Source organism: Ideonella azotifigens (assembly GCF_021043325.1).
In the GTDB taxonomy this organism is placed as follows: domain Bacteria; phylum Pseudomonadota; class Gammaproteobacteria; order Burkholderiales; family Burkholderiaceae_C; genus Ideonella; species Ideonella azotifigens.
This window is the reverse complement of sequence record NZ_JAJNKD010000017.1, coordinates 67,862-92,437: the sequence shown is the minus strand read 5'-3', so window position 1 is coordinate 92,437 and position 24,576 is coordinate 67,862. Positions and strand designations below refer to the sequence as shown.

Genomic DNA, 24,576 nt, shown 5'->3' with positions numbered 1-24,576 from the left:
CGGGGCAACCCTTGCGTAATCTCGCGTCTTACAACTTGCATCCAAGTTGCATAACCTGCGGCCTCTACAAGAGAAGCACCGGCAGGAGAGAGGCATCCGTGGATTGCATTCTGGAAACGCGCCAGCTCACCAAAGAATTCAAAGGCTTTGTCGCCGTCAACAAGGTGGACCTGAAGGTTCGTCGCGGCAGCATTCATGCATTGATCGGCCCGAACGGCGCCGGCAAGACCACCTGCTTCAACCTTTTGACCAAGTTCCTCGCGCCCACCTCGGGCACGATCCTGTTCGACGGCGAGGACATCACCAAGGAAAGCCCGGTGCGCATCGCGCGCCGCGGCGTGATCCGTTCGTTCCAGATCTCGGCCGTCTTCCCGCACCTCACCGTGCTGGAAAACGTGCGAGTGGCGCTGCAGCGCCAGTTGTCCACCTCGTACCACTTCTGGCGCTCCGAGCATTCGCTGGCTGACCTGAATGACCGCGCGATGCACCTGCTGCGCGAGGTCGACCTGGAGCGCTTTGCGGCGCTGGAGGCGGTGGAGCTGAGCTACGGCCGCAAGCGCGCGCTGGAGATTGCCACCACGCTCGCCATGGCGCCCAAGCTGATGCTGCTGGACGAGCCCACGCAGGGCATGGGCCTGGAAGACGTGGACCGCATCCGCGCGCTGATCAAGAAGGTTGCGGCGGACCGCACGGTGCTGATGGTCGAGCACAACATGAGCGTGGTCTCCAGCATTGCCGACACGATCACGGTGCTGCAGCGGGGCGCCACGCTGGCCGAGGGGCCGTACGAGGTCGTCTCGAAGAATCCGGCGGTGATCGAGGCCTACATGGGCTCGACCCAGACCGAACTCGTGGGCGCGCACTGAGATGAGCAAGACGCCCTTCCTCGAAATCCGCGGCCTGCAAGGCTGGTACGGCGAGTCGCATGTGCTGCATGGCGTGGACTTCCACGTCGATGAAGGCGAGGTCGTCACGCTGCTGGGCCGCAATGGCGCCGGCCGCACGAGCACGCTGCGCGCCATCATGGGTTTGATCGGCAGCCGCAAGGGCTCGATCAAGGTCAAGGGCATCGAGACCATGGGCATGGCCACGCACCGCATCGCGCGGCTGGGCGTGGGCTACTGCCCGGAGGAGCGCGGCATCTTCTCCAGCCTGTCGACCGAAGAGAACCTGATGCTGCCGCCCACCTTGGCAGAGGGTGGCATGAGCGTGCCGCAGATCTACGAAATGTTCCCGAACCTGAAGGAGCGCGCCGGCAGCCAGGGCACGCGGCTGTCGGGCGGAGAGCAGCAGATGCTGGCGGTCGCGCGCATCCTGCGCACCGGCGCCAAGCTGCTGCTGCTCGACGAAATTTCCGAAGGCCTGGCGCCGGTCATCGTGCAGAAGCTGGCCGAGATGGTCACCTCGCTGCGCCGCCAGGGCTACACCATCGTGATGGTGGAGCAGAACTTCCGCTTCGCCGCCCCGCTGGCCGACCGTTTCATGGTCATGGAACACGGCCAGGTGATCCAGTCCTTCACGCAGGCCGAACTGCCCTCGCGCCTCGAACGCCTGCACGAATACCTCGGCGTCTAAGAACGCATTCAGTTCCCATGGAGTTACAGGAGACCAAGATGAAGAAAATCAAAGCCATCACTGCCGCAGCCGCTTCGCTCTTTGCACTGGGCGCCGCACAGGCCCAGGTGTCGGGCGACGTGATCAAGATCGGCTTCATCACCGACATGTCGGGCCTGTACTCCGACATTGACGGCCCCGCTGGCGCCGAGGCCATCCGCATGGCGATTGCTGAAGCCGGCGGTGCGGTGGCCGGCAAGAAGGTCGAGCTGCTGGTGGCCGACCACCAGAACAAGGCCGACGTGGCCGGCGCCAAGGCCCGCGAGTGGTTCGACCAGCAGGGCGTGGACCTGCTGATCGGCGGCACCAACTCGGGCACCAGCCTGGCCATGGCCAAGGTGGCGGCCGAGAAGAAGAAACCGTTCATCGCGGTGGGCGCCGGCACCTCGGCGCTGACCAATGAACAGTGCACGCCCTACACCGTGCACTGGGCCTACGACACGATGGCGCTGGCCAAGGGCACCGGCGGCGCCGTGGTGCGCGCGGGCGGCAAGAGCTGGTACTTCCTGACGGCCGACTACGCCTTTGGCGCCGCGCTGCAGAACGACACCAGCAACGTCGTGAAGGCCGCAGGCGGCTCGGTCGTCGGCTCGGTCAAGCACCCGCTGTCGGCCAGTGACTTCTCGTCCTTCCTGCTGCAGGCGCAAGGCAGCAAGGCGCAGATCCTGGGCCTGGCGAATGCCGGTGGCGATACCATCAACGCGATCAAGGCCGCCAACGAATTCGGTGTCACCAGCACGATGAAGCTGGCCGGCCTGCTGGTCTTCATCAACGACATCCACTCGCTGGGCCTGAAGATGACCCAGGGCATGTACCTGACCGACAGCTGGTACTGGAACAAGGACGCCGAGACGCGCGCCTGGAGCCGCAAGTTCTTCGAGAAGATCAAGCGCATGCCCTCGTCGCTGCAGGCGGCCGACTACTCGGTCGCGAGCAACTACCTGGCCGCCGTCAAGGCCACCGGCTCGGACGACGGCGACAAGGTGCTGACCCAGCTGCGCAAGACCCCCATCAACGACGTCTTCGCCAAGGGCGGCACCATTCGCCCGGACGGCCGCATGGTGCACGACATGTACCTGATGCAGGTCAAGACGCCGGACAAGTCGGTCGAGCCCTGGGACTACTACAACGTGGTCGAGACCATCAAGGGCGATCAGGCGTTCACCACCAAGGCCGAGTCCAAGTGCGCACTGTGGAAGTGACCCACCCCCGAGCGGCTGCGCCGCTCCCCCTCGAATCGATGATGGGCCGTTCCCAAGTCGATTCGACCCCCTTGGGGGGCCTGCCGCTGCGTGGCAGGTCTGGGGGGTTCGTCCGAGGGGCGGCACCAGCGGACCGGCAGAGCCGGATCCGCGGCGCCCGCTTGGTTAACGCGGCCTGAGCCACGCGAGAAGTCGATGGAAATTTTTGGAGTTCCCCTGCAGGCCTTTCTGGGGCAGTTGCTGCTCGGGCTGGTCAACGGCTCGTTCTATGCCGTGCTCAGCCTGGGCCTGGCGGTCATCTTCGGCCTGCTGGGCATCGTCAACTTCGCCCACGGCGCGCTCTACATGATGGGCGCGTACGTGGCGTGGCTGCTGATGGAGAAGTTCCAGATCGGCTTCTGGTGGGCGCTGATCCTGGCGCCCATCGTCGTTGGCGCCATCGGCCTGGTGATCGAGCGCACGCTGCTCAAGCGGCTCTACAAGATCGACCCGATCTACGGCCTGCTGCTGACCTTCGGCCTGGCGCTGATCGCCGAAGGCGTGTTCCGCGACCAGTTCGGCGTTTCGGGCCAGCAATATGCGGTACCTGAATTGCTGCGCGGCGCGACCAACCTCGGCTTCATGGTGCTGCCGAACTACCGCGCCTTCGTGGTGCTGGCCTCGCTCATCATCTGCCTGGGCACCTGGTTCATCATCGAGCGCACCCGGCTCGGCGCCTACCTGCGCGCCGGCACCGAGAACCCGGCGCTGGTGCAGGCTTTCGGCGTCAACGTGCCGATGATGGTGGCGCTGACCTACGCGGCCGGCGCAGGCCTTGCGGCTGTGGCCGGCGTGCTGGCCGCGCCGGTGATCCAGATCACCCCGCTGATGGGCAGCAACCTGATCATCGTCGTCTTCGCGGTGGTGGTGATCGGCGGCATGGGCTCCATCATGGGCGCCATCCTCACAGGGCTGCTGCTGGGCCTGGTCGAGGGGCTGACCAAGGTGTTTTATCCGGAGGCCTCGAACATCGTCGTGTTCGTGATCATGGCCATCATGCTGATGATCCGCCCGGCCGGCCTGTTCGGCAAAGAGAAGTGAGCCAAGAGGCTGAGAGTCTTTCGAACATGCCCGCTCATCACACCATAAGTCTCCCGCTCGTCGTTGCAAATGCTCGCCATGGCCTGAACCATGGCTGTGCTTTGCGCCTAGATCGGAAACCTTCTGGCGCGCTGCTCTGGCACGCCCGAAAAACTCTCAGCCTCTGATGCAAGCCAAAATTCCCACCACCCGCAGCAGGACCTTCTCTCACGAGATCTCCCGCTGGACGCCCGCGCGCCTGGCCTGGGGCCTGGGCCTGCTGTTGCTGGCCATCGCGCCGTTCATCGGCCTGTATCCGGTCTTCATGATGAAGGCCATGTGCTTCGCGATCTTCGCCTGCGCCTTCAACCTGCTGCTGGGCTTCACTGGCCTGCTGTCCTTCGGCCATGCCGCCTACCTGGGCAGCGCGGCCTACGCCACCGGCTGGCTGGTGACCAGCGCCGGCTGGCCGCCCGAGTTGGGCATCCTCGCCGGCATGGCGGTGGGCGCCGGCATTGGCCTGCTGGTCGGGCTGATCGCCATCCGCCGCCAAGGCATCTACTTCGCGATGATCACGCTGGCCATGGCGCAGATGGTCTATTTCGTCTGCCTGCAGGCGCCGTTCACCGGCGGCGAAGACGGGCTGCAAGGCGTGCCACGCGGCAAGCTGCTGGGCTTGCTGCCGCTGGGCAATGACCTGGTGATGTACTTCTTCGTGCTGGCCGTCTTCGTCGCCGTCTTCCTGTTCGTGCTGCGCGTGGTGCACTCGCCCTACGGCCAGGTGCTCAAGGCCATCCGCGAGAACGAACCTCGCGCCATCTCGCTGGGCTACGACGTGGACCGCTACAAGCTGCTCGCCTTCGTGCTGTCCAGTGCGCTGGCCGGCCTGGCCGGTTCGCTCAAGACCCTGGTGCTGGGCTTCGCCACACTGTCCGACGTGCACTGGAGCCTCTCCGGCGAAGTCATCCTGATGACCTTGCTCGGTGGCATGGGCACCTTCGCCGGCCCGGTCCTCGGCGCCATCACCGTGATCGGCCTGCAGGACATGCTCGCCGACCGCGTCGGCTCCTGGGTCACTGTCATCATCGGCGCCACCTTCGTGGTCTGCGTCGTGGCCTTCCGCCGCGGCTTCGTGGGCGAGCTGCTGGCTTGGCAGCAACGGCGCAGGGCGAAGGACCTCAAAGCCTGACGCTGCGCCTGCGTCAACCGCTCTGCTCGCCAAAGCTTCTCAGGCCTCTTGCGGCCGCCTTGGCGCTGCTCGCAGGGATAGCCACATGGTGGCGCCAAGCACGGCCACGACCACGCCCAGCGACACCCACACCGGAATCTCCACCACATCGATCAGCATCATCTTGCTGCCGATGAAGCCCAGCACCACTGCCAGACCGTAGCTGAGCAGGTGGAATTTGCTGGCCATCGCCTGCAGCAGGAAGTACATCGCCCGCAAGCCCAGGATGGCGAAGATGTTCGACGTGAGCACGATGAACGGGTCGGTCGTGATGGCGAAGATCGCCGGAATCGAGTCGACCGCGAAGATCACGTCGGTGATGCCCACCAGGGCCACCACCAGCAGCAGCGGCGTGGCCAGACGGCGGCTGTTCTCCAGGGTGAAGAACTTCTCGCCATCGAAGCCCTGGCTCACGGGAATCAAGCGCTTGAGCAGCTTGAGGGCGGGGTTGTCCGCCAGGTTGGGCTCTTTGCCGGCCGCCCACCACATCTTGATGCCGGTGATCAGCAGAAACGCGCCGAACAGGTACAGCACCCAGTGGAACTGAGTGATGAGCCAGGCGCCTGCGAGGATCATGACGCTGCGCAGCACGATGGCGCCGACGATACCGATCATCAGCACTCGCTTCTGGTAGGCCGGCGGCACCGCGAAGTAGGTGAAGATCATCAGGAACACGAAGATGTTGTCGACGGCCAGGCTCTTCTCGATCAGGTAGCCCGTCAGGAACTCCAGAGCGCGGGCGTTGGCCGTCGCTTGACCGTGCGACTGCGCCACCGCCCACCAGAACAGCGCGTTGAAGGCGAGGCTGGCCACCACCCAGACGATGGACCAGCGCAGCGCTTCCCGCACGGACACCTCGTGCGCGCCTTGCTTGCGCAGCACCACGAAATCGATGAACAAAGCCACCAGCACGGTGGCGATGAAGAAGACCCACAACCAGGTTGGTGCAATGGTGTCCACGGACATTCCTTGGCAATGAAGACGGAGGGGAGGCCAGCACAGGCCTGCGGCAAGACCGACGATTCGCATTCTGCGCAACGGAGGTCGATGCTGTTATCGATCAAAACGCTGTGAATCATCGAAAAAACCAGATACCGTGGCCTCCTTGCCCTGAAGCCGAATGGTCGCCCCCATGACCCTGAACTACCGCCATCTGTACTACTTCTGGCTGGTCACCAAGGAAGGTGGCTTCACGCGCGCTGCCGAGCGCCTGGACATGGCGGTGCAGACCATCAGCGCGCAGGTGCGCGAGCTCGAAAAATCCTTCGGCCACCAACTGCTCAAGCCCGCGGGCCGTGGCGTGGTGCTCACCGAAGCTGGGCAGGCCGCCTTCGCGCGTGCCGAAGAGATCTTCCAGATTGGCCAGCGCATGGTTGACGACGTGCGGGCCGCTGCCACCGCACCGGTGCAGCGCCTGGCGGTGGGCCTGGTCGATGGCATCTCCAAGTTGGCCGCGCATGCATTGTTGGCGCCGGTGTTGGCCGAGCCGCAGCTGCGCCTGATCTGTCACGAGGGCGAGCAAGACCAGTTGCTGGCCGAGTTGGCGCTGCACCATCTGGACCTGGTGCTGGCCGGCCAGGCCGCGCCTGCCAACCCGAACTTGAGGCTGTCCAGCGAGCGCCTGCTGTCTTCACCTGTCCAGTGGTACGGGCCGGCTCACCTGGTGGGCCGGCGCGAGGTGGCCGGCTTTCCCCGGTGCCTGGGTGATTTGCCAGTGCTGTTGCCCACGGCGCATTCGCCGTTGCGGCTGCGGCTGGCCCAGTGGTTTGACGCCCATGGGCTGGTGCCCCAGGTGGTGGGCGAGTTCGAGGACAGCGCCTTGCTGGCGCTGTTCGCGGCACGTGGCTTGGGCGTGTTCCCGGTCAGCGCCGCCGGCGCGGCCGACCTGGCCGCAACACCCGGTCTGAAGTGGCTGGGTGACGCCCCTGAGGTGTTCGAAGAGGTGCACGCCATCCGAACGCGCCGCGGCCTGCATCACCCGCTGGTGAAGCAGGTCATTGCAGCGGCGCGTGGCTGACCATCCCGTGGACGCAGGCGCCTGTGGGCGGCTGCTGCGCCCGTGGCGCGCGCTCAGGCCGGCGCCTGGGCCAGGTGCTCGGCCCGGGCGACCAACTGCTGCTTCGACTGCGCCTCGCTCGCTTCGAACAGGCCCCAGCGCACGATCATCGAGCCCAGCACCGACAGTTCACCCTCGGCCGCATGGCCGTCGGCACGGGTGGCGGCCATGGACAGCTCGAATACCAAGCGCTGCAGCGCCGGATCGTCCACCTCGTCGAGCAGGGCCTGCAGCATGGTTTCATCCACGGCCTGCGCCAAGCCGGCGCTGCCGGGCGCGTGGGCCAGCAAGTCTTCGCAGAGCTGGTGCAGCACCATGGGCAGTGCGCCTGGGGCCAAGCCCAGCCGGCGCTCCGCGTGAAGCGCGGCCAGGCCATCAAACTCCGAGCGGCAGGCGTGACCGTCGGAGATGATCACCAGCGCCACCAGGCGAGCGGCGGCTTGGGGACTGTTGCGGGGCAGGGAGCGCATGGGATGTCCTCCTGGGACTGAGAGTTGCAGGAGCCGGCGGCCCGAAGTGCCGTGCCAGCTTGGTTCAACTGTCGAGCCGGGGCGCCCTGGCGACAAGCAGGTTCAGTCGCAGTGAGTGTTCGAGAAAACCAGCGGTGAAGGTTTGGAATGGCAGCTTCGGCCGAACCCAGAACCCGGGAGCGTGACTGCGTTGGCCTCTTGCTGGTCGTGTCCCGCAGAGCGGCCTCGCTGAAGCGATACCTGGTCTGCCGCTGGGCGGCTGCGAGACCCGCATCAACCCGCGTGCGGCAAATCCTCGTGCTGCCGCTTGCCCTGGGCCACCGGCAGCGCCGCCTGTGGTTCCTCGGCAGACACCTTGGGCAGCAGCACGCCGTTCTTGGCGGCCACCACCTCGGCCATGATGGACAGGGCGATTTCGGCGGGGGTTTTGCTGCCGATGTAGAGGCCGGCGGGGCCGTGCAGGCTGTCGAGAGCGGCGTCTGGCAGGTCGAAGTGTTCGCGCATGCGTTCGCGGCGCTGGCTGCTGTTGCGGCGCGAGCCGATGGCGCCGACGTAGAAGGCCTGGGACTGCAGCGCGTCGATCAGGGCCAGGTCGTCGAGCTTGGGGTCGTGGGTCAGGGCGACGACGGCGGTGCGGGCGTCGGGCTTGAGACGCAGCACCAGGTCGTCCGGCATTTCGTGGCTGAGGGTCACGCCGCTTGTCATGCCACTCAGGTGCCAGCTGGCGCGCTGCTCCTCGCGCGGGTCGCAGACGATGACCTCGAAGCCCACGGTCAGCGCGATCTGGCTCATGTAGCGGGACAGGTCGCCTGCGCCGATCAGGATGAGCCGCGCTTTCGGGCCAAAGCAGGTGATGAGCTGCTGTTCGTCCAGCCGGGGCAGGCTGTCGCGCTGGCCTTCGCGCAGCGTCACCTCGCCGGTCTGCAGGTCCAGCACGCGCTCGGTGCCCTGGCGCTGCTCGCAGGCCTGCAGCAGTTCGGCCAGCCGGCTTCGGGCGGTGACCGGCTCCAGCACCAGCTCCACGGTGCCGCCGCAGGGCAGGCCGAAGCGGTGGGCCTGGTCGGCCGAGATGCCGTAGCGCAGAACGGCGGGAACGTTGCTGGCGCATGCGGCCTGCACCCCGCCTTCGCGGATGCGCTGAACCAGGTCGTCCTCGATGCAGCCGCCTGACACCGAGCCGACGGTCTCGCCGCGCGTGTTGATGGCCATCAGCGAGCCGGGCGGACGCGGCGAGGAACCCCAGGTTCTGGCCACGGTGACCAGCACCACGGCCAGCCCGGCCGACTGCCAGCGCAGCGCACCGCGCAGCACCAGCGTGTCGAGGTCGTCGGTCGTGTTGTGCGGTTCCACTGGAGGGCTCAGGCCAGTTTGAAGGGCAGTTCGCGAATCGGCTTGCTGGTCAACTTTGCCACGGCATTGGCAAAGGCCGGGGCCAGCGGCGGCAGGCCGGGTTCGCCCATGCCGGTGGGCGGCTCTGCGCTGGGCACGATGTGCACGGCGATCTCGGGCATCTGGGTGATGCGCGGGACGACGTAGTCGCCGAAGTTGCTTTGCTCGACCACGCCGTCCTTCAGCGTGATGGCCGCGCCGGGAAGGCACATGGACAGGCCCATCAGCGCGGCGCCCTGGACCTGGGTTTCGACGGTGCGCGGGTTCACCGCCAGGTTGCAGTGAACGCCGGCCGTGGCCCGGTGCAGCACCGGCTGACCGTCCTTGACCGAAGCCTCGACGACATAGGCCACCACGGTCTGGAAGGACTCGTGCACCGCCACGCCCCAGGCGCGGCCGGCGGCGAGCTTCTTCTTGCCGTAGCCGCTCTTGTCCACCGCGAGCTGCAAGGCGGCCCGGTAGCGCGGGTGCTTGTCGCCAAACTGCTGCATGCGGTAGGCGACAGGGTCCTGCTTGTTGGCGCGGGCAATCTCGTCGATCAGCGTCTCCATCACGAAGGCCGTGTGGGTGGAGCCCACGCTGCGCCACCAGAGGACGGGCACGTTGACCTTGGGATGGTGCGCGGTGAGGCGCATCGGCAGGTCGTAGGGCTCGCGCATGCCTTCCACGCCGGTGCTGTCGATGCCGTTCTTCACCATGAAGGCTTCAAACGGCGTGCCGGTGACGATGGACTGGCCGACGATCACATGGTCCCAGGCCAGCACCTTGCCCTGCGCATCCAGGCCGATGCGCGCCCGGTGCAGTTGCGCCGGCCGGTAGTAGCCACCGCGGATGTCGTCTTCGCGGCTCCACAGCGTGCGCACCGGTGCGTCCAGCCCCGCGCCGCGCGCGGCCTTGGCGATCACGCAGGCCTCGTAGACGTAGTCGCTGGTGGCAATCGCCCGCCGGCCGAAGCCGCCGCCGGCCATCTGCACGTTGACCTTCACCTGCTCGGGCTTGAAACCCAGCACGCTGGCGGCCTTCATGCCGTCCAGGCCCGGCATCTGGCTGCCCACCCACAGCTCGGCGCCGTCTGCGCCGATGCGCACGGTGCAGTTCAGCGGCTCCATGGGCGCATGGGCGAGGTACGGAAACGAGAACTCGGCCTCGATCTTCCTGGCGGCACCGGCCAGCGGCGCCATGTCTGCTTCGTAGAAATGCGGGCCGGGTTGGTTTGCCAGCTCGCGGTACTGCGCCAGCAGCTTGGTGCTGTCGACCTTCTCCACGCCGTCGGTGTTCCAGGTCACCTTCAGGGCATCGCGCCCCTGCTTGGCCGGCCAGTAGCCGTCGGCGACGATGGCCACGCCCTCGGCGCCTCGGTCCAGCGGCACCCGCAGCACCGCCTTCACGCCCTTGATGGCGCGCGCTGCGCTGTCGTCCAGCGAGGCGATCTTGGCGCCGAACACCGGCGGGCGCTGCACCACGGCCGTGAGCTGGCCGGGCAGGTGCATGTCAATGCCGTAGTCCTGGTGGCCGCTGCTCTTGGCCTTGGCGTCCAGCCGGGTGGTGGCCTTGCCGATCAGGCGGAAATTCTTCGGGTCTTTCAGCACCACCTTCTCGGGCACAGGCTGCGCCATGGCCACCTGGGCCAGCTCGCCGTAGCCCAGCTTGCGCCCGTCCGGCGCAATGACTTCGCCGGCGGCCGTGCGCAGGCTGGCCGGGTCCAGCTGCCAGCGCGCGGCGGCCGCGGCCACCAGCATGGCCCGCGCACGGGCGCCGAGCTCGCGGTATTGCGTGAAGCTGTTCTTGATCGAGTTCGAGCCGCCGGTCAGGTGCAGGCCCATCACCGGGTCCACATAGGCGCCGTTGTTGCTGCCGTGGCGGCTGCTCACCTTGGCCCAGTCGGCATCAAGTTCCTCGGCGAGGATCATCGGCAGCGCCGTCTGCACGCCCTGGCCGAAATCGAGCCGGTTGATGATCACGGTGACCGTGCCGTCGGTGGCGATCTCGACGAAGGCCGAAGGCTGCTGGGTCGGCGCCAGCGGCTTGGCTGCAGTGGCGTCGGCCTGCGCCAGCCCCAGGGTGGGAAAGGCGCCCAGCGCAAAGCCGCTTGCGCCGGCCAGCTTCAGGAAGCTGCGGCGCGGCAGCGTGGCGGGCGCGTCGGCTTGCTGGCGGTTGAGGATTTCCTGCAGCGCACGCGGCAGTTCATGGCGATGAGCTTCGGTCAGCATGGGGAATCCTCTTTCAGGCGATGTGCTTGGCCGCATCGGCCACGGCCGAACGGATGCGCGCGTAGGTGCCACAGCGGCAGATGTTGCCGGCCATGGCCGCGTCGATTTCAGCGGCCGTGGGCTGCTTGCCCTTGGGCAGCGACTTCAGGAAGGCCGTGGCGCTCATGATCTGGCCGCTCTGGCAGTAGCCGCACTGGGCCACGTCATGCTTGACCCAGGCCGCATGCACGGCGGCGCCGACCTTGTCGCTGCCGTCGGTGATGGCCTCGATGGTGGTGATCTTGCCGCTGGCGGCGGCCGAGATGGGCGTGATGCAGGAGCGGATGGCGTTGCCGTCCAGGTGCACCGTGCAGGCGCCGCACAGCGCCGCGCCGCAGCCGAACTTGGTGCCGGTCATGCCCAGCGTGTCACGCAGCGTCCAGAGGATGGGGGTGCTGGGGTCGATGTCGACCGTGTGCTCCCGGCCGTTGACGTTGAGCGTGTTCATGAGCGGTTCTCCAAGAGGTATAGGGGCGAGGGCTGGGGCGGGCACCTGCGTGAGGGGGCGCGGCTTCACCGCCGCCTCATGCTGAAGGCGGTGGTGCCCCAGGGTCGGCGCAACAGAGTGTCCCTGTTTGGCCGGGATGGCAATTGCCGTTTTCGACGCTTGTCTTGCCTGATCCGACACATCGTCGTCAAGAATGGGAGGCCGCGCCTGGCCGGCATTAGAGTGCGTACTGGCCGTCCCCGTCGTCAGCCTCAGCCACAGGGCATGTTCGCGACGTGGTCATTCTGTTCTACCCCGGCACATCCCCGTGCTGATCGATCGATGTCCATCGATACCCTGGCCCATGAGATCGGGCGGATTGCCCAAAATGATGGCGAGCGCACGACAGCACTGCCCTGCCTGACGCTGTATCGACGCAGTCTCCACTCCGAGCCCATGCCCTGCATCTACGGGCTGGGGCTGGGCGTGGTGGCGCAGGGTGCCAAGCAGGTGGCGTTGGGCGAGGAAGTGATCGCCTACGGGCCTGGCCATTCGCTGCTGACCACGGTGGACTTGCCCGTGGTGGCGCACATCACCCGGGCTGGCGCTGCCGAGCCCTATCTGGGCCTTTGGCTGGCGCTGGACGCGCGCGCGCTGGTGCAGGTCGCCGCCGAGCTGGACCTGCCGCCGGTGGCGCGCGAGCACTCGCCGCTGGCCATCTCGCGTTGTGCGCTGGAGGCGCCGCTGCTGGAGGCCTTGATCCGCCTGGTGCGGCTGCTGCACGAGCCCGCGCTGCTGGCACCGCTTGCGCCGCTGGTCCAGCAGGAAATCATGGTGCGCTTGCTGTGCGGCCCGCATGGCCCCTTGCTGCGGCAGCTGGTGGCAGCAGGCTCGCCTAGCCACCAGGTCGCCCGCGCACTGGCCTGGCTCAAGCAGAACTTCACCCGCGACGTGTTGATCGACCAGCTCGCTGCCCGCGTGCACATGAGCCCCTCGACCTTCCGCCAGCACTTTCGCGGCCTGACCGGCATGAGCCCGGTGCAGTACCAGAAACAGTTGCGCCTGCAAGAGGCGCGGCAACTGATGCTGAACCACGATCTGGACGCCAGCAGCACGGCAGTGCGCGTAGGCTACGAAAGCGCCTCGCAGTTCAGCCGCGACTACAGCCGCCTTTTTGGCGCCCCACCGCAGCGCGACATCAAGCGCATGCGCGAGCAGCCGGTGGCGTGAGAAGCGTCGGGCAAGCCAGGCGCTGGGTGGCTACTCGGTGTCGCTTGCGCAAACTGGGCAGACTCGGCGCCGCCTGCCTGGTGGTGATGGCGTGTTGGTCGGTGGCCCCCGGCGAGCAGGGGTGGCCCACAGCAACGCTGAACACCCCCTATGGAATGCGGAGCCTGCAGCGCGTGGGCGGCGGCTCCGGCACCACGTTGCACACCTCGAAACCCTCCGGCTTGGTGGCGCCGCGCGCGGTGCGATACGGGCCAAAGCACTCGATGCTTTCGGCATACAAGCGCTGCCAGGTGTCGCAGTCGGTCTGGTCGTTCGGCACCTGCGCGGGGCGCTTGCCCGCGGGCTGGGACGCGGCCGGAGCAGCGCCCGCCGCCGGCTGCCGGCGATCCTGCTCGGCTGCCAGCGCGGCAGCCCTGGCCTTCTCCTTCTGGGCCCGCTCCTGCGCCTCGCGCTGCTGCTCGGCCGAAGGCGGGCTGGCCCACATCTCCACAGGTTTGGCCGTGCGGCGGTACTGCTCCGGCACCACTTCGCCATAGTGAACCTGCCCGTTCTCATCCACCCAGCGGTACACCGTCGCCGCCACGGCGCCGGCTGCGGCCAGCAGCAGGGCCGTGGACGTGAGGGCGGCTAAAGCGGCGCGAAGGTGGTGCATGGAGGGGGCGATGATGGTCGGCCCGGGGCGGCAGACAAGTAATCGCGCAAGGGATGGGGCGGTCGCCTCCCGATCCGGGTCCGGGCTCCCATTTCCCCTTTCGCCTCGCTTCGGTGCTCGGTAATGCGGGCCAGACGCCGGAAAGAGACAGGTCCTGCTCGGCTTGCGCGTGTTTCCTGAGGGAGTGCGCGCCAGTGCACTCCAAGCGCGGGGGGATGGGAGCCCTGATCCTCGAGTCCATCGGGGAAGTCCCTGTAGACGGGTTAGCCCCCAGCGTGACCAGGCTTGGATGCTAGAAAGTCCGACCAAGGAGAAGCTCTCTGTCGGATTTGTCACTCAGGGTTATGACGATGTCCTCATGCTCGACAGAGTCAGGCAAGTCATCGCTGATAGCTGTCATGATATACTGAAAGTTGTACTGAATCGATCTTCGTTTCATCGCTTCGATGAACTTCTTCTTTATATTCCTATCGGCGTTATCAATGACGCCGTCATGAATAATGAAGCCGGAATCGTCATTATTGACAATGCGCAGCGCGACATCGAATGCGGCGCACGAGATCTTCTTGGCCATCTCGCCTTTGAGCTCCTGCGAGGGGCTTTGGTCACGCCAGGAAATGGTTCTGAAGTCGAGGTTGCCTGTCGAGTTCTTCTCAATAACAAGTTCGGAATCAATGTCCATTACATCGGCCATTATCTGGTGATAGTGGCTCTTGATTTCTCGAAATGTCGCGTCATGTTCATCGATCTCGGAAGCGACCTGAGCTGCAAGAGTCAACTGCTGTGTCTTCAGTAGATTGCGCTCTGCAGTTGCTGTTTGAATCGACTCTCGATAGACATCCTGCTTCAAGAGGGAGAGCTCCGTCTCAGTCTCCGCGAGCTGAGGAGAGAGCTGCCTATAAAGGTCAATTGAACCCGGTGCCACAATTAGTTGAAGATATTGCGCACGCTTCTCGTTTAGAATCGTCAGCTCTTGTTCCAAAGTCGAGACACTTTCTAGTATGCGCTTCTTCATAGCGCTCAGAGCCGTACTACGATTTTCGGTGACCTGAACAAAGAACTCCTGAACGTCCGACAAATCTCGCTTAACCTGCTCGCCGAAGTAGATATTGAGATCTGCATATATCTGCTCTATTCTTTCTGGGGTGAACTGTACAAATGCGGTGCTTCGAAGGGCCTCTGTAACGGCAGAGAGTTCTTTGCGTTGGACGAAAAGCTCGCGCTTGGCGTAGAGGATTCGTGAGTCCACCTCGGATGCTAGTTGAGCCGAGGTTGAGTCCTCGATGCTTCCAAAGTTGAGACTTGCGATGGCATTCATCAACTCTGTTCGGCGCGCTTCAAGGCGCGCAATCTCTTCAGCGCGCCCCTCTCTCTTCATGCCGCTACTCGCGGCAATCTCAATGAATTTGTCGTAGTCCTGAATTGTCGATTCAATCTCATACTTCTCTACCAAGGGGCGTTCGTTGAAACCCATTAGTCTGAGGAGCAGGGGCTTCCAACTCAGATCTTTGCCGCGGATGGAGACCTTTCTGAACTCATCCTTGTAGTCATCCTGGAATCGGATGAAGTACTCGTAGGACTGCTTGACTTCTGTGGAGAATGCGGCCTTCTTCTTTTTAGTGTAGTCAGCAACGATTTTTCGCGTCTCGCTGCCCATGCGCAGTTCGACCGTAAAGACTGGATTTGGAAAATTCTCTTTTATCGCCTTTATGCGCTCTGAGTCGCGCGAGCCGAAGAGGATGTGATCAATTAGTTCAATTAGCGTTGTTTTGCCGAGGTTGTGGCTCTTGCCTTCGCCTCGACTTTTCGCTACCCCAAGAACGATAGAGAAGTTCTTGTTGAATTCAACCGTGCGAAACAACGGTATTTCAGATGAGATTCCATGAATTTTCATTGAATACCACCCGATCAGTTTCTAGGTCAAACGATATTTTGTTAAGCGCGAACAGAAGTAGCAAGCTCTCGGTGAATGTGGTTCGGATTCCCGGTGTGGCGTCGGAGCAGAACCTCTTCTGGAGTGCCAAAAGGGGCTCTGATTTCTGATTTCTTAGATGCAGTCCGATTCGACTGGCAAGGAAGAGCGAACTGTTCTGAGGAGTGCTGAACTGGCCGATGCGAATCATGGGACTAGCCCTATTTGACAGCTTAGGTACATGTAGTTCATCAGGTGAACAAGAACGTGAGCCTCGTCAAGTTCGGCGCCTGTGTTCTCGCAGTAGATGCCGAGCGCGTGAATCTTGAAACCTGGGAAGTCCTTCTAGAATTTTGCTAAGTACAACTGATTCAGTACGTACGAAGCCTTTGCGTAGTCTGCAGCGGTTGTGCCGCTTGCATCCGATCCTATGGATTCCGTGATTTCATCCCAGAGCGCGTATGTTTGTTCAATCTGGATTGAGTTCGCGGCATCAACGGAATTGATGGCGTTTTTGGTCAGAATATCTGGTGGCCTGAGCCGACTTGCCGAAACACTCAGAAAGTCCAGGTGTGCGATCCTTTCCAGGATGTGTGAGATATTTCTGGCGCATACGTCTACCGGGTCGAAAGGACGATTGAAAACATTCGTGACCTGGGTATTGCCCGTTCCGATGGCTGTCTGCTTTATCGGCCTCATTGCTTGATGTTCTGCTTATTGCTTGTTCCGCTGGCGCGCTGATTTGCGTTCTTGCTTGCATTATTGCTCAAGTGGATGTTTATCCGTACCAAGATGCCGGTTGCGCAGATAGCGGTGACTATGGTGGCGATGTCTGCAAGGATCGAAAGGATTTCGCGCATGGGTGTCTCTGGTTGGAGGGCGGAAGGGCGGGATTCTGGGGGCTAACGCCTATGTTAACCGGCGCCAGAGCGCGGAGCGCGCAGGGCGCCAACACTGACCATAAGAATGCCGAAGGCATGGCCAGTGTTGGCGTCCGCGTTGAACCGACAGTTGACCTCATTCGTTAATCTTGAGAAGCAGATTGTCGAGTTGCCTTGGTGACATAGCTAAGCCATATTCACTTTCGCAGTGCTTGACAAGGGATGTAGCCTTTTCTGCAAACTTCCGGTATTCGTTGTCGCCGCAGCCTTTCGAGCGACTCGCTCGGGGCAACACATCAGAGAATTCCCGGATTGCCTTGACGGAGCGTGAGTCATAGATGTAGAACAGGCGGGGCACATGGAAGTGAAGATACTTTGAGGCAAGTGAGCGCTTCTCAAGGTCCGAAATTTCGCCAAATAAAGAAGTAACCAAACCATGAACTTGGACCATGGTTTTTAGCCCATCCGGAGTTGCTGGTGTGGCGACTCTGGCTTTATGAATCCAATCGTCAATGCATGATTTAAGAATTGATGGAGCCACAGTGTCAATGTAGAAGCGATCATTGTCGTGGTCATCATTCTTATTGCGGCGACGTTCAATTGCCGCAGCGTAGACGCGCCCGATGAATAAGACTTTGGCAAGTATTCCACTACTGTGCAGATGCGCAGGATGTGCTGTACAAAGATCGTACAGCACGCGATTCGCAGTGTCCCATGCAGAGGGGCACATTGCTTTGAGGATACGCTGACGGGTGGGTAGCGGCATGTGAGGTCAATGTCGGAGTTGACCGGCACACACCGGCAAGGCGCCGCGAGACGTATTCTCTCGCGCACGACTCGCGGTGCCTTGCCGGTGCGTGTCCATGTCGAACGACCTGTTAGGCACCATCATTTCTCCAGCCTGAAAGTTTCCGCGCTGTACATCCCCGTTTCAACGCCAATCCCCCCGTCGCTGATTGTGTGCAACTTCATGCCGGCAAACGCGCGCGTCGCACTGAGCGGGATGTCGTCCTTCACCGGACTCAAATCGTCAGGATAGACCCCGTGAATCGCGCGGTAGCGTTCAAGCGCCGCCATAGTCGCCTCGTAGGAGACGCTAATTTCGTCGGCGAGTTCGGTTGCCTTTATGCAAGGCTGCTCCCGTCGCGGCAAATTGTTGTGAACGAAACTGCCGTCTTGGCACAAGTCGTCATATAAGCGATACGCCCCCTGCACGCTGCCCGTGGTTTCCAGAGTACGAGCTCTTTCATAGGACTGCCATTCTTCTGCTTTTGCTTCTGCTTCTACGTCGCGGTCGTGCGCAGCAGATCGATAAGCGTACGAGGCGAGCGCGGCCAGCACGATCACCAGCGGGCCTACGCTGTAAATCCAAGTTCGAGCAGTCGCTCGCATGGTGCTGCCTAACGCGTTGTATCAGGCATCACAGCGCCTGACAGCGCTGAAAGTGCCTGTGTAACAGGTTTGGTTGGCGTGGGGAAAATTCTTGATTCATCTGGTTTTTCCTCCATATTGGTTGGGTGCCCATCCAGGATTAAATTTAGCGACAAAAGCGGCGTCTGTTACAGATTCTGCTGACTCGCAGTCGCATTGCCAAGGGAGTGTGCATGTTGCCATCCGTCTTGCGCCAAGCGCCGTCGCCTTACCTCTCAAGGCATGCGGTGGGTGAGTGGGTTTTGCCAATTTTGCTCCTGAAGACTATGATGGTGGCAATGTTGGCAACCCAAGGAGTGCGGCACATGGCGATCAGTTCTACTTCCCCTGAGGCGGCGGGCGACAAGGGTGCGCACCTGGGCGGGCAGCCGGCGTTGACTTGGCCGTTGGTCTTGCCGGCGGAGCTGGACCCGGCCATGGCGGCTTCGCTCACCACGGCGCTGGAGAAGGCCTTGCATTTGATGGTGGACACCGGCCAGCAGATCACGGTGCTCAGCCGTGCGGACCGGCTGGCCGAGTTGGCCACCGGGTTGCTGGAGCCGCAGCTGGAGCTGGTGGAGGACCGGGTTCATCGCATGAAGACGGTCAACGAGGTGTTTGGCCAGGGTGACTGGCTGACGGCCGAGCAGATCAATGCGCTGCAGCTCGATCCGCCTGCCAACAAGGCGCACCCGGCCAGCGACTGGAAGCGGCGTGGGCGCATCTTCAGCGTCAACTACGGCGGCAAGGAGTACTTCGCCCGCTACCAGTTCGACGCGCTCTACCAGCCCTTGCCCATCGTCAAAGAGGTGCTGAAGGCTCTGGGCGAGGCGGCGGACCCGTGGGTGCTGGCCAGTTGGTTCCACTTCCCGAATGGCTGGCTGAATGCCGAGGCGCCCAAGGATTCGCTGGACCATGCGCAGGCTGTGCTCGGTGCGGCCGCAAAACGCCAAGCCACCTACCACGCTTGATGCCGGCCCTGCCATTGCCGGCGCCGCCTGCAGAGGCTGCTTTCACCGTGCTGCCGGTCACGCGGCAAGAGGTGCCGCTCTGGTACCACGTCTACAGCACCCAGCGCTTTTCCCAAACCCACGCCCGCAGCTTCGCCCAAGGCTGGGGCGACACCCGTTTCGCGCCGATTGAGCACGCGCCGGGGGAGCCGGTGCACACCTATTACGCTGCCAGCGACCGCCAAGCCTGCTACATGGAATCGGTGCTGCACGACGTGGTGCTGCAGCCGCCCGGCATGTTCGAGGTCGACACGCTGCGCCACCTGCACCTGGTGACGCTGCGGCTGCCGCCCTCCGTCGCCTGCGTGCAGTTCCACACCCCGTTCCTGCCGGCGCTGGGCCTCAGCCGCGCGCAGCTGGTCGACAGCCTGCCCGCGCAATACCCCCAGACGCGCGCCTGGGCCCAGGCCGCCTACGCCCAATGCCCACAAGCCCAGGCCATTGCCTACGGCTCGCGCCGGCACGACGCGGGCCGCTGCCTGATGCTGTTCAAGCAGCGCCTGCCCGACCCGCCCTTCGAGGTGCTGGCCGAAGAGCCGCTGGCGGTGGGCCCGCGACGCGCCGAGTTGCTGGCGCTGGTGCGGGCGCTCAAGCTGCACGAGGTGTGAAACGCCAAAACACCGGCAAACCGCCATGACCCTGCTCTCACGTTCGCTGAAGGAGGCCATCGTCACCATGCTGGCGGCCCTGGCCACCTTGGGCTGTGCGCTGGCCCTTGCGCCGGCGGCTGGCACGGCGGTGCTGGGCGTGGTGCTGTGCCTGTCTCTCTCGCGCAGCCAGCTGGACCGCGACCGGCGCGGCCGGATCGAAGCAGCCATTGCCTTGCCGCTGGTCAGCCTGGCAGCGTTTGGCGTGGCTATGCTGTTGCATGAACGGCCCTGGTGGGGGGCGACCGCTTTCGTGCTGGTCATCTCGGCGTCCATCTGGCTGCGTCGCTTCGGCGATGCAGGGCGCAAGGCTGGAAGGCTGATCGCGCTGCCGTTCGTGGTGCTGCTGATCACGCCGCACCTGCCGGCATCGCCAGGCGGCCCGCTGCCGGCCTGGTTGCTCACGGTGGTCGTTGCGCTGCTGGCGCTGTTCTGGGTCGGCCTGCTGCATGCGCTGGCGCAGCGGCTGCGCTTCCTGCCCAGCGTGCCGCCCGAGCCCAAGCTGCCTGCAGCACCGCAGACAGGCGGGCTGCGGCTCATTGCCAGCAGCAGGATGGCGATCCAGATGGGGCTGGCGCTGGCGGCGGGCTTCGCAGTGGGGCATCTGTTTTTCGGGCCGCACTGGGCCTGGGTCGTGTTGACTGCGTTCATCGTCGGCAGTGGCAACCAGGGGCGGCTGGACGTGGTCCACAAGAGCGGGCTGCGCGTGCTGGGCGCGGCAGCCGGCACGGTCATCGCGCTGGCCGCGAACGGTGGCCTGGGCGGGCATGACCGCGGCACGGTGGCGCTGATCCTGCTGGCCGTCTTCCTGGGCCTGTGGCTGCGGCCGCTGGGCTACGCCTGGTGGGCGTTGTTCGTGACGCTGGCGCTGGCGCTGCTGCAAGGCTTCGAAGGGCTGCCAGCGCAGGAGGTGCTGGGCCTGCGGCTGGCGGAGATCGTCATCGGCGCGTTGATTGGCGTGGCGGCGGCCTGGTTCGTATTGCCGGTGCGTTCGACCGATGTGCTGAGGCGACGCATCGCGGATGCCCTGGCCGCGCTGGCCGAGGCCGGTGATCCGGCGGCAACCGAGCGCTCAGCCCAGCCCTTCCTCGCCCAGCTCGCCAACGTGGAAAAGGTGGCGCCGGCCTTCCGTGCAACGAGGCGGCTGACACGGCGCTGGCACCCGTTGCAGCCTGCCGACTGGGTCGACACACTGGCCGCCTGCCAGGCTCCCGCTTGCCGGATGCTGGCCCAGGGCGAGGCGCCCGGCCAGGTGCGCAAGGCCCTGGCTGCGGCCCGCAAGGCCATGCGCGAGCCGGCGGAGATCGGCCCGGCGCTGGTTGCGCTGCTGCAAGCGCTGGACGCTGCTGCGGCCGTCAAGCCTCAGGCCTGAGAAGCTGTGAACGGATCACCCGAACCCGCCTGGGCCGCCAAAACGCGCCCCCTCGTCGTTGCAAATGCTCGCTGTAGCCCGAGCTACAGCTGTGCTTTGCGCCTAGATCGGGCTCGTTTTGACAACCCCTTCGGGCCCGGCCGATTCATTCACTGCTTCTGAGCTTCAGACCCGGCCCGCGTCCACGTCCTTCAGGAAGCGGACGCGTGTCGGCCATGCCGGTGGTTTGGTTGTCGTACAGCCACGCCAATTGATGTCTTCAAAATTCGGGACACAAGCCCCCGTTCGGGCTGAGCCCCCCGTTCGGGCAGAGCTTGTCGAAGCCAGCTGTCCTTCGACAAGCTCAGGACGAACGGGCAAGGGGCCCTCAGGGCGAACGGGTGAGAGGCACTTCGATGGGCTCAGCGCGAACGGACTCAAAACTGTCTCACTGAGAGCGGATTCAAAACTGTCTCGAATAAGGGTTCCTCAATGGACGAAGGGCCCGATTCAGCGTTGGCCCTGCAGCACCGCCACGCCCTCGGCGTCCAGGTTCACCTCGCTGGTGGCGGCGCCGTCCTTGTGTTGGTCCAGCAACGAGCTCATCGCCGTCGGTAGCTTCACCTGTTGCGACTGCTGGCCGTGGTTGATCAGCACGACCACGCGGTGCGTCGCGTCGCCCCGCACGCAGACTTCAACCTCGGCGGGCACGCCGGGCATCGGCGCGGAGACGGCAGCCTCGCGCAGCCATCCGGCCGTGAGGCGGTCCAGCAGGGCCTCGTCCAGCCAGGCGCCCACGTAGGTGATGCGGCCCTGGCCGACACGGCGGGTCAGGACCGTGGGCTGGCCGTCCAGCCAGCCGTTGGACTTGCCGTAGCGCAGCCGCACTTCGGTTTGCGCGTTGTTGGCCTGCAGTTGCTCGGCCCAGATGCTGGCGCTGCCGGCGGGCATGTCGCCGGCACCTTCGCCGCCGACCACCGGTACCGGCTTGTCCAGCGCGTAGAACTGCGCCACCTTGCCGCCGAGCAGCTCGGCCAGGGGGCCAGGCTGGCGTTGCGGGTGCAGGCCGTTGTCGGCGTTCTTCATCGCGCTGCGCGGGCCGAGCACCAGGTGGCCGCCTTGCGCCACATAGGCCTTCAGCAGGGCCGCCTGCGCATCGGTGAGGACGTTGAGCGAGGGCGCGACCACGAGCTTGTAGCGCGCCAGCGGTGCCAGTGCCGAGACCACGTCGACCACCTGTGCCTGCGCGCGCAGCGGCCGGTAGAAGGCCTTCATTTCGGCCACCGGATCGAACTCGGCCGAGTGCTTCTGGAAACCGAGCGCCCAGCGGCTGTCGAAGTCGTTGATCAGTGCCACGTCGGCCTGCGGCGTGGTGCCGGCCAAGGCCTGGCCGGCCTGGGCGAACTCGGCGCCGACCTGCTGGATCTCGCTGTACACCGGCACGGGCTCGCCGTCCGCACCCACCAGCGTGCCGTGGTACTCCTCCTGCCCGTTGGGTGCCGCGCGCCACTGCCAGTAGGCGACCGCGTCCGCACCGTGGCCGACCGCCTGCCAGGCCATGGCGCGCACCTCGCCCTTGTGCAGCGCCACGTTGGTGGCGCGCCAGTTGACGAAGCCGGGCTGGGTTTCCATCACCCAGAAGTTGCGCTGCTTGTAGCCTCGGGTGAGGTCGTGGCGCGCCGCGTTGTCCACCCAGTCGTAGCGCTCGCCGGCCACGTAGTCGTCCCAGGCGGCAATGTCCAGCGCCTGGTGCACGGTGTAGGCATCGAAGCCGGCGAACCAGCCCATGGTGTTGGTGGTGATGAACTGGCGCGGGTCGGCGTGCGGGCGGATCGCATCGACCTGGTTGATCGAGTAGTCCTTCCAGGTCTCGCTGACGAAGCGTTTCCAGTCCAGCAGCAGGGCAGGGTTCTCGTCGGCCGCGCGCACGGGGATCTGCGCGAAGTCGTTGTAGGTCTGGCTCCAGTAGGCCGTTGCCCAGCGTTCGTTGAGCGCGGCGATGCTGCCGTATTTGCGTGCCAGCCAGGCGTGGAATTGCTGCTTGGCCTCGGGGTCGAACGAGTCTTCGGCGTATTCGTTGTCCAGCTGCCAGCCGACCACGTTCGGGCTGTGTCCATAGCGCCGCGCCATTTGTTCGGCGATGGCATGGGCGAAGCCGCGGTAGCGCCGGCTGGCGAACGAGAACTGCTGGCGGTTGCCGTGCTCGTCGCGCACGCCGTCCGCGGTCATGCGCAGCGTGTCGGGGTATTTCTGGGTGAGCCACGCAGGCGGCGCGGCGGTCGGCGTGCCCAGCACCACGACCATGTGGTGGCGCGCCGCAGCGGCGATGGCGTGGTCCAGCCAGGCGAAGTCGTATTCGCCCTCGCGCGGCGCCATCCGGCTCCAGGCGAACTCGCCGATGCGCACCAGCTTGATGTGCGCAGCCTCCATCAGCGTGAGGTCATGCTCCCATTGCGCTTCGGGCCATTGCTCGGGGTACCAGGCCGCGCCGAGCAGCAGTGGCGGCGCTTCTGCGTAGCGGGTCGCCTGGGCCTGCGCTTGCGGGATCAGCGCGAGGGGCAATGCCAGAGTCGTTGCGAGCAGCCAAGCGATGTTTGACAAACGGGTACTGGCGGCGGCACGTCGTGGCATGGGGCGTTCCGGGTTGGGGAGTTGGCAGTGCTGGACGCAGGCCGCTCAGGCACGTCCCGCGTCCACGTCCTTCAGGAAGCGGATCAGCCCGGTCATGTAGGTGGCCTGGTCGTCGTACAGCGCCATGTGGGCGCCATTCGGGCAGTGCAGGTAGCGGCCGCGGCGCACGCGCTTGGCGATGAGCTGCATCTGTGCGGGCTCCATAGTGTCGTGCTGGGCGCCAATGGCCAGCGTGGGCACCTGGATCCTGGGCAGGTCGGCAATGCGGTCCCAGCGTTCGAGCTTGCCGCTGGCGCCCATTTCGCTGGGGCCTTGCATGGGCACGTAGATCTTGCGGTTCAGGCGCGAGAAGCTGCGCAGCACCGGCTCGGGCCACTGGTCTTCGGGCATGCGCAGCACGTGCTGCACGTAGAAGTGCTTCATCAGCAATTCCTCGTACTGCGGGTCCTCGAAGCGGCCTTCTTTCTCCAGCGCCAGGATCTGCTTGAGGGCACCCTGGTCCATCGCGGGCATCAGCACCTCATGGGCGTAGCGGTTGTACTCGGGGATGCTGGCGACCATGTTGGAGATCACCAGGCCCTTGAGGTGCTGCTGGTGCTGCAGTGCGTATTCGACGGCCAGCAGGCCGCCCCAGGAGTGGCCCAGCAGGTAGAAGTCCTTGGGCCCCAGGCCCAGCGCCCGCCGCACCTGTTCGACCTCGTCCACATAGCGCGGCAGGTCCACCAGCGAAGGGTCGTCCGGCTGGTCGCTGTAGGCCGAGCCGAGCTGGTCGTAGTAGATGAACTCGATGCCGGCCTGCGGCAGGAAACTCTCGAAGGCCTCGAAGTATTCGTGCGTGGCGCCCGGGCCGCCGTGCAGCAGCAGCAGGCGGATGCGCGGAGCATGGCCCGTGCTGGGCCCCACGCGCTTGGTCCAGACGCGGAACGTGCCCTTGGCCGTCTGGATCGGCACCATCTGCACGCCGCCGGTTTTCACGGCCGGTGCTGCGGGCTTGCTGGATGCCGTGGCCGCGCTGGCACCCATCGGCAAGCTCAGCCCGGCCAGCGCTGCGGCCGGCAGGGCGGCGACACACAGGCGGCGGACCGGATCAGGCGCTTGCATTTCGGGCGAGGGTTTGGTGGCGGTGGGCAGGCGTTGTGGCATGACGGAACGACATGG

The 24,576-nt window shown here is 64.8% G+C and carries 22 protein-coding genes; 10 read left to right on the top strand and 12 right to left on the bottom strand.

Going from position 1 to position 24,576, the window contains the following annotated elements:
- The first annotated feature begins 98 nt into the window (after window positions 1–98).
- The 5 genes from LRH25_RS26325 to LRH25_RS26305 all read left to right on the top strand — a co-directional run bounded on the left by LRH25_RS26325 (window position 99) and on the right by LRH25_RS26305 (window position 5,064).
- The gene (locus LRH25_RS26325; RefSeq protein ID WP_141287336.1) at window positions 99–866 is read left to right on the top strand and encodes an ABC transporter ATP-binding protein; all 768 of its coding nucleotides are present in this window, start codon (window positions 99–101) and stop codon (window positions 864–866) included.
- 1 nt (window position 867) lies between these two features.
- Window positions 868–1,575, top strand: coding sequence for an ABC transporter ATP-binding protein (locus LRH25_RS26320; RefSeq protein WP_141287335.1), 708 nt, complete (start codon window positions 868–870; stop codon window positions 1,573–1,575).
- Between the two features lie 38 nt (window positions 1,576–1,613).
- Window positions 1,614–2,816, top strand: a complete 1,203-nt coding sequence (locus LRH25_RS26315) for an ABC transporter substrate-binding protein (RefSeq protein ID WP_141287334.1) — start codon at window positions 1,614–1,616, stop codon at window positions 2,814–2,816.
- 195 nt (window positions 2,817–3,011) lie between these two features.
- On the top strand, window positions 3,012–3,896 hold the full coding sequence (locus LRH25_RS26310) for a branched-chain amino acid ABC transporter permease (protein ID WP_141287333.1): 885 nt from the start codon (window positions 3,012–3,014) through the stop codon (window positions 3,894–3,896).
- A gap of 166 nt (window positions 3,897–4,062) precedes the next feature.
- The gene (locus LRH25_RS26305) at window positions 4,063–5,064 is read left to right on the top strand and encodes a branched-chain amino acid ABC transporter permease (protein WP_141287332.1); all 1,002 of its coding nucleotides are present in this window, start codon (window positions 4,063–4,065) and stop codon (window positions 5,062–5,064) included.
- 39 nt (window positions 5,065–5,103) lie between these two features.
- Here LRH25_RS26305 and LRH25_RS26300 read toward each other — a convergent pair whose 3' ends face one another.
- Window positions 5,104–6,063, bottom strand: coding sequence for a TerC family protein (locus LRH25_RS26300; protein WP_141287331.1), 960 nt, complete (start codon window positions 6,061–6,063; stop codon window positions 5,104–5,106).
- A 172-nt stretch (window positions 6,064–6,235) separates the two neighbouring features.
- Here LRH25_RS26300 and LRH25_RS26295 point away from each other — a divergent pair, with 172 nt between their 5' ends.
- Window positions 6,236–7,120 (top strand): LysR family transcriptional regulator, encoded by an 885-nt coding sequence (locus LRH25_RS26295; RefSeq protein WP_141287330.1) that lies wholly within the window; start codon window positions 6,236–6,238, stop codon window positions 7,118–7,120.
- Window positions 7,121–7,173: 53 nt separating this feature from the next.
- Here the strand turns inward: LRH25_RS26295 and LRH25_RS26290 are convergent, their stop codons facing one another.
- From LRH25_RS26290 to LRH25_RS26275, 4 genes are all read right to left on the bottom strand, one after another.
- On the bottom strand, window positions 7,174–7,629 hold the full coding sequence (locus tag LRH25_RS26290; RefSeq protein ID WP_141287329.1) for a TerB family tellurite resistance protein: 456 nt from the start codon (window positions 7,627–7,629) through the stop codon (window positions 7,174–7,176).
- A 273-nt stretch (window positions 7,630–7,902) separates the two neighbouring features.
- Window positions 7,903–8,979 carry an XdhC family protein gene (locus tag LRH25_RS26285; protein ID WP_141287328.1) on the bottom strand — a complete coding sequence of 359 codons (1,077 nt, stop codon included), beginning with the start codon at window positions 8,977–8,979 and terminating at the stop codon, window positions 7,903–7,905.
- 8 nt (window positions 8,980–8,987) lie between these two features.
- A complete protein-coding gene (locus LRH25_RS26280; protein WP_231012836.1) occupies window positions 8,988–11,228 on the bottom strand; it encodes a xanthine dehydrogenase family protein molybdopterin-binding subunit in 2,241 nt (746 codons plus the stop codon).
- Between the two features lie 13 nt (window positions 11,229–11,241).
- Window positions 11,242–11,715: a (2Fe-2S)-binding protein gene (locus LRH25_RS26275; RefSeq protein WP_141291083.1), complete on the bottom strand. Its 474-nt coding sequence runs from the start codon at window positions 11,713–11,715 to the stop codon at window positions 11,242–11,244.
- A gap of 321 nt (window positions 11,716–12,036) precedes the next feature.
- Between LRH25_RS26275 and LRH25_RS26270 the strand changes: the two genes are divergently transcribed.
- Window positions 12,037–12,924, top strand: a complete 888-nt coding sequence (locus LRH25_RS26270; RefSeq protein WP_141291084.1) for an AraC family transcriptional regulator — start codon at window positions 12,037–12,039, stop codon at window positions 12,922–12,924.
- 148 nt (window positions 12,925–13,072) lie between these two features.
- Here LRH25_RS26270 and LRH25_RS26265 read toward each other — a convergent pair whose 3' ends face one another.
- The 5 genes from LRH25_RS26265 to LRH25_RS26245 form a co-directional block, all read right to left on the bottom strand.
- Window positions 13,073–13,576 (bottom strand): DUF4124 domain-containing protein, encoded by a 504-nt coding sequence (locus LRH25_RS26265; protein WP_231012835.1) that lies wholly within the window; start codon window positions 13,574–13,576, stop codon window positions 13,073–13,075.
- A gap of 292 nt (window positions 13,577–13,868) precedes the next feature.
- The gene (locus LRH25_RS26260) at window positions 13,869–15,470 is read right to left on the bottom strand and encodes a DUF2326 domain-containing protein (protein WP_141288427.1); all 1,602 of its coding nucleotides are present in this window, start codon (window positions 15,468–15,470) and stop codon (window positions 13,869–13,871) included.
- A 713-nt stretch (window positions 15,471–16,183) separates the two neighbouring features.
- A complete protein-coding gene (locus LRH25_RS26255) occupies window positions 16,184–16,348 on the bottom strand; it encodes a hypothetical protein (protein ID WP_170200923.1) in 165 nt (54 codons plus the stop codon).
- A 157-nt stretch (window positions 16,349–16,505) separates the two neighbouring features.
- The gene (locus tag LRH25_RS26250) at window positions 16,506–17,135 is read right to left on the bottom strand and encodes a hypothetical protein (RefSeq protein WP_141288426.1); all 630 of its coding nucleotides are present in this window, start codon (window positions 17,133–17,135) and stop codon (window positions 16,506–16,508) included.
- Window positions 17,136–17,257: 122 nt separating this feature from the next.
- On the bottom strand, window positions 17,258–17,716 hold the full coding sequence (locus LRH25_RS26245) for a hypothetical protein (protein ID WP_141288425.1): 459 nt from the start codon (window positions 17,714–17,716) through the stop codon (window positions 17,258–17,260).
- 389 nt (window positions 17,717–18,105) lie between these two features.
- On the opposite strand from LRH25_RS26245, the gene LRH25_RS26240 reads away from it, so the two are divergent.
- Genes LRH25_RS26240 through LRH25_RS26230 form a run of 3 tightly spaced genes read left to right on the top strand, consistent with a single transcriptional unit; the run spans window position 18,106 to window position 20,808 of the window.
- A complete protein-coding gene (locus LRH25_RS26240; RefSeq protein WP_141288424.1) occupies window positions 18,106–18,750 on the top strand; it encodes a hypothetical protein in 645 nt (214 codons plus the stop codon).
- Window positions 18,750–19,397, top strand: coding sequence for an RES family NAD+ phosphorylase (locus tag LRH25_RS26235; protein ID WP_141288423.1), 648 nt, complete (start codon window positions 18,750–18,752; stop codon window positions 19,395–19,397). Before LRH25_RS26240 ends, LRH25_RS26235 begins: the two co-directional genes overlap by 1 nt.
- A gap of 25 nt (window positions 19,398–19,422) precedes the next feature.
- Window positions 19,423–20,808 (top strand): FUSC family protein, encoded by a 1,386-nt coding sequence (locus LRH25_RS26230; protein ID WP_231012834.1) that lies wholly within the window; start codon window positions 19,423–19,425, stop codon window positions 20,806–20,808.
- A gap of 489 nt (window positions 20,809–21,297) precedes the next feature.
- Here LRH25_RS26230 and LRH25_RS26225 read toward each other — a convergent pair whose 3' ends face one another.
- The gene (locus LRH25_RS26225; protein ID WP_211361541.1) at window positions 21,298–23,349 is read right to left on the bottom strand and encodes a beta-galactosidase; all 2,052 of its coding nucleotides are present in this window, start codon (window positions 23,347–23,349) and stop codon (window positions 21,298–21,300) included.
- A 114-nt stretch (window positions 23,350–23,463) separates the two neighbouring features.
- The gene (locus tag LRH25_RS26220; protein WP_211361540.1) at window positions 23,464–24,561 is read right to left on the bottom strand and encodes a proline iminopeptidase-family hydrolase; all 1,098 of its coding nucleotides are present in this window, start codon (window positions 24,559–24,561) and stop codon (window positions 23,464–23,466) included.
- Window positions 24,562–24,576: the final 15 nt, after the last annotated feature.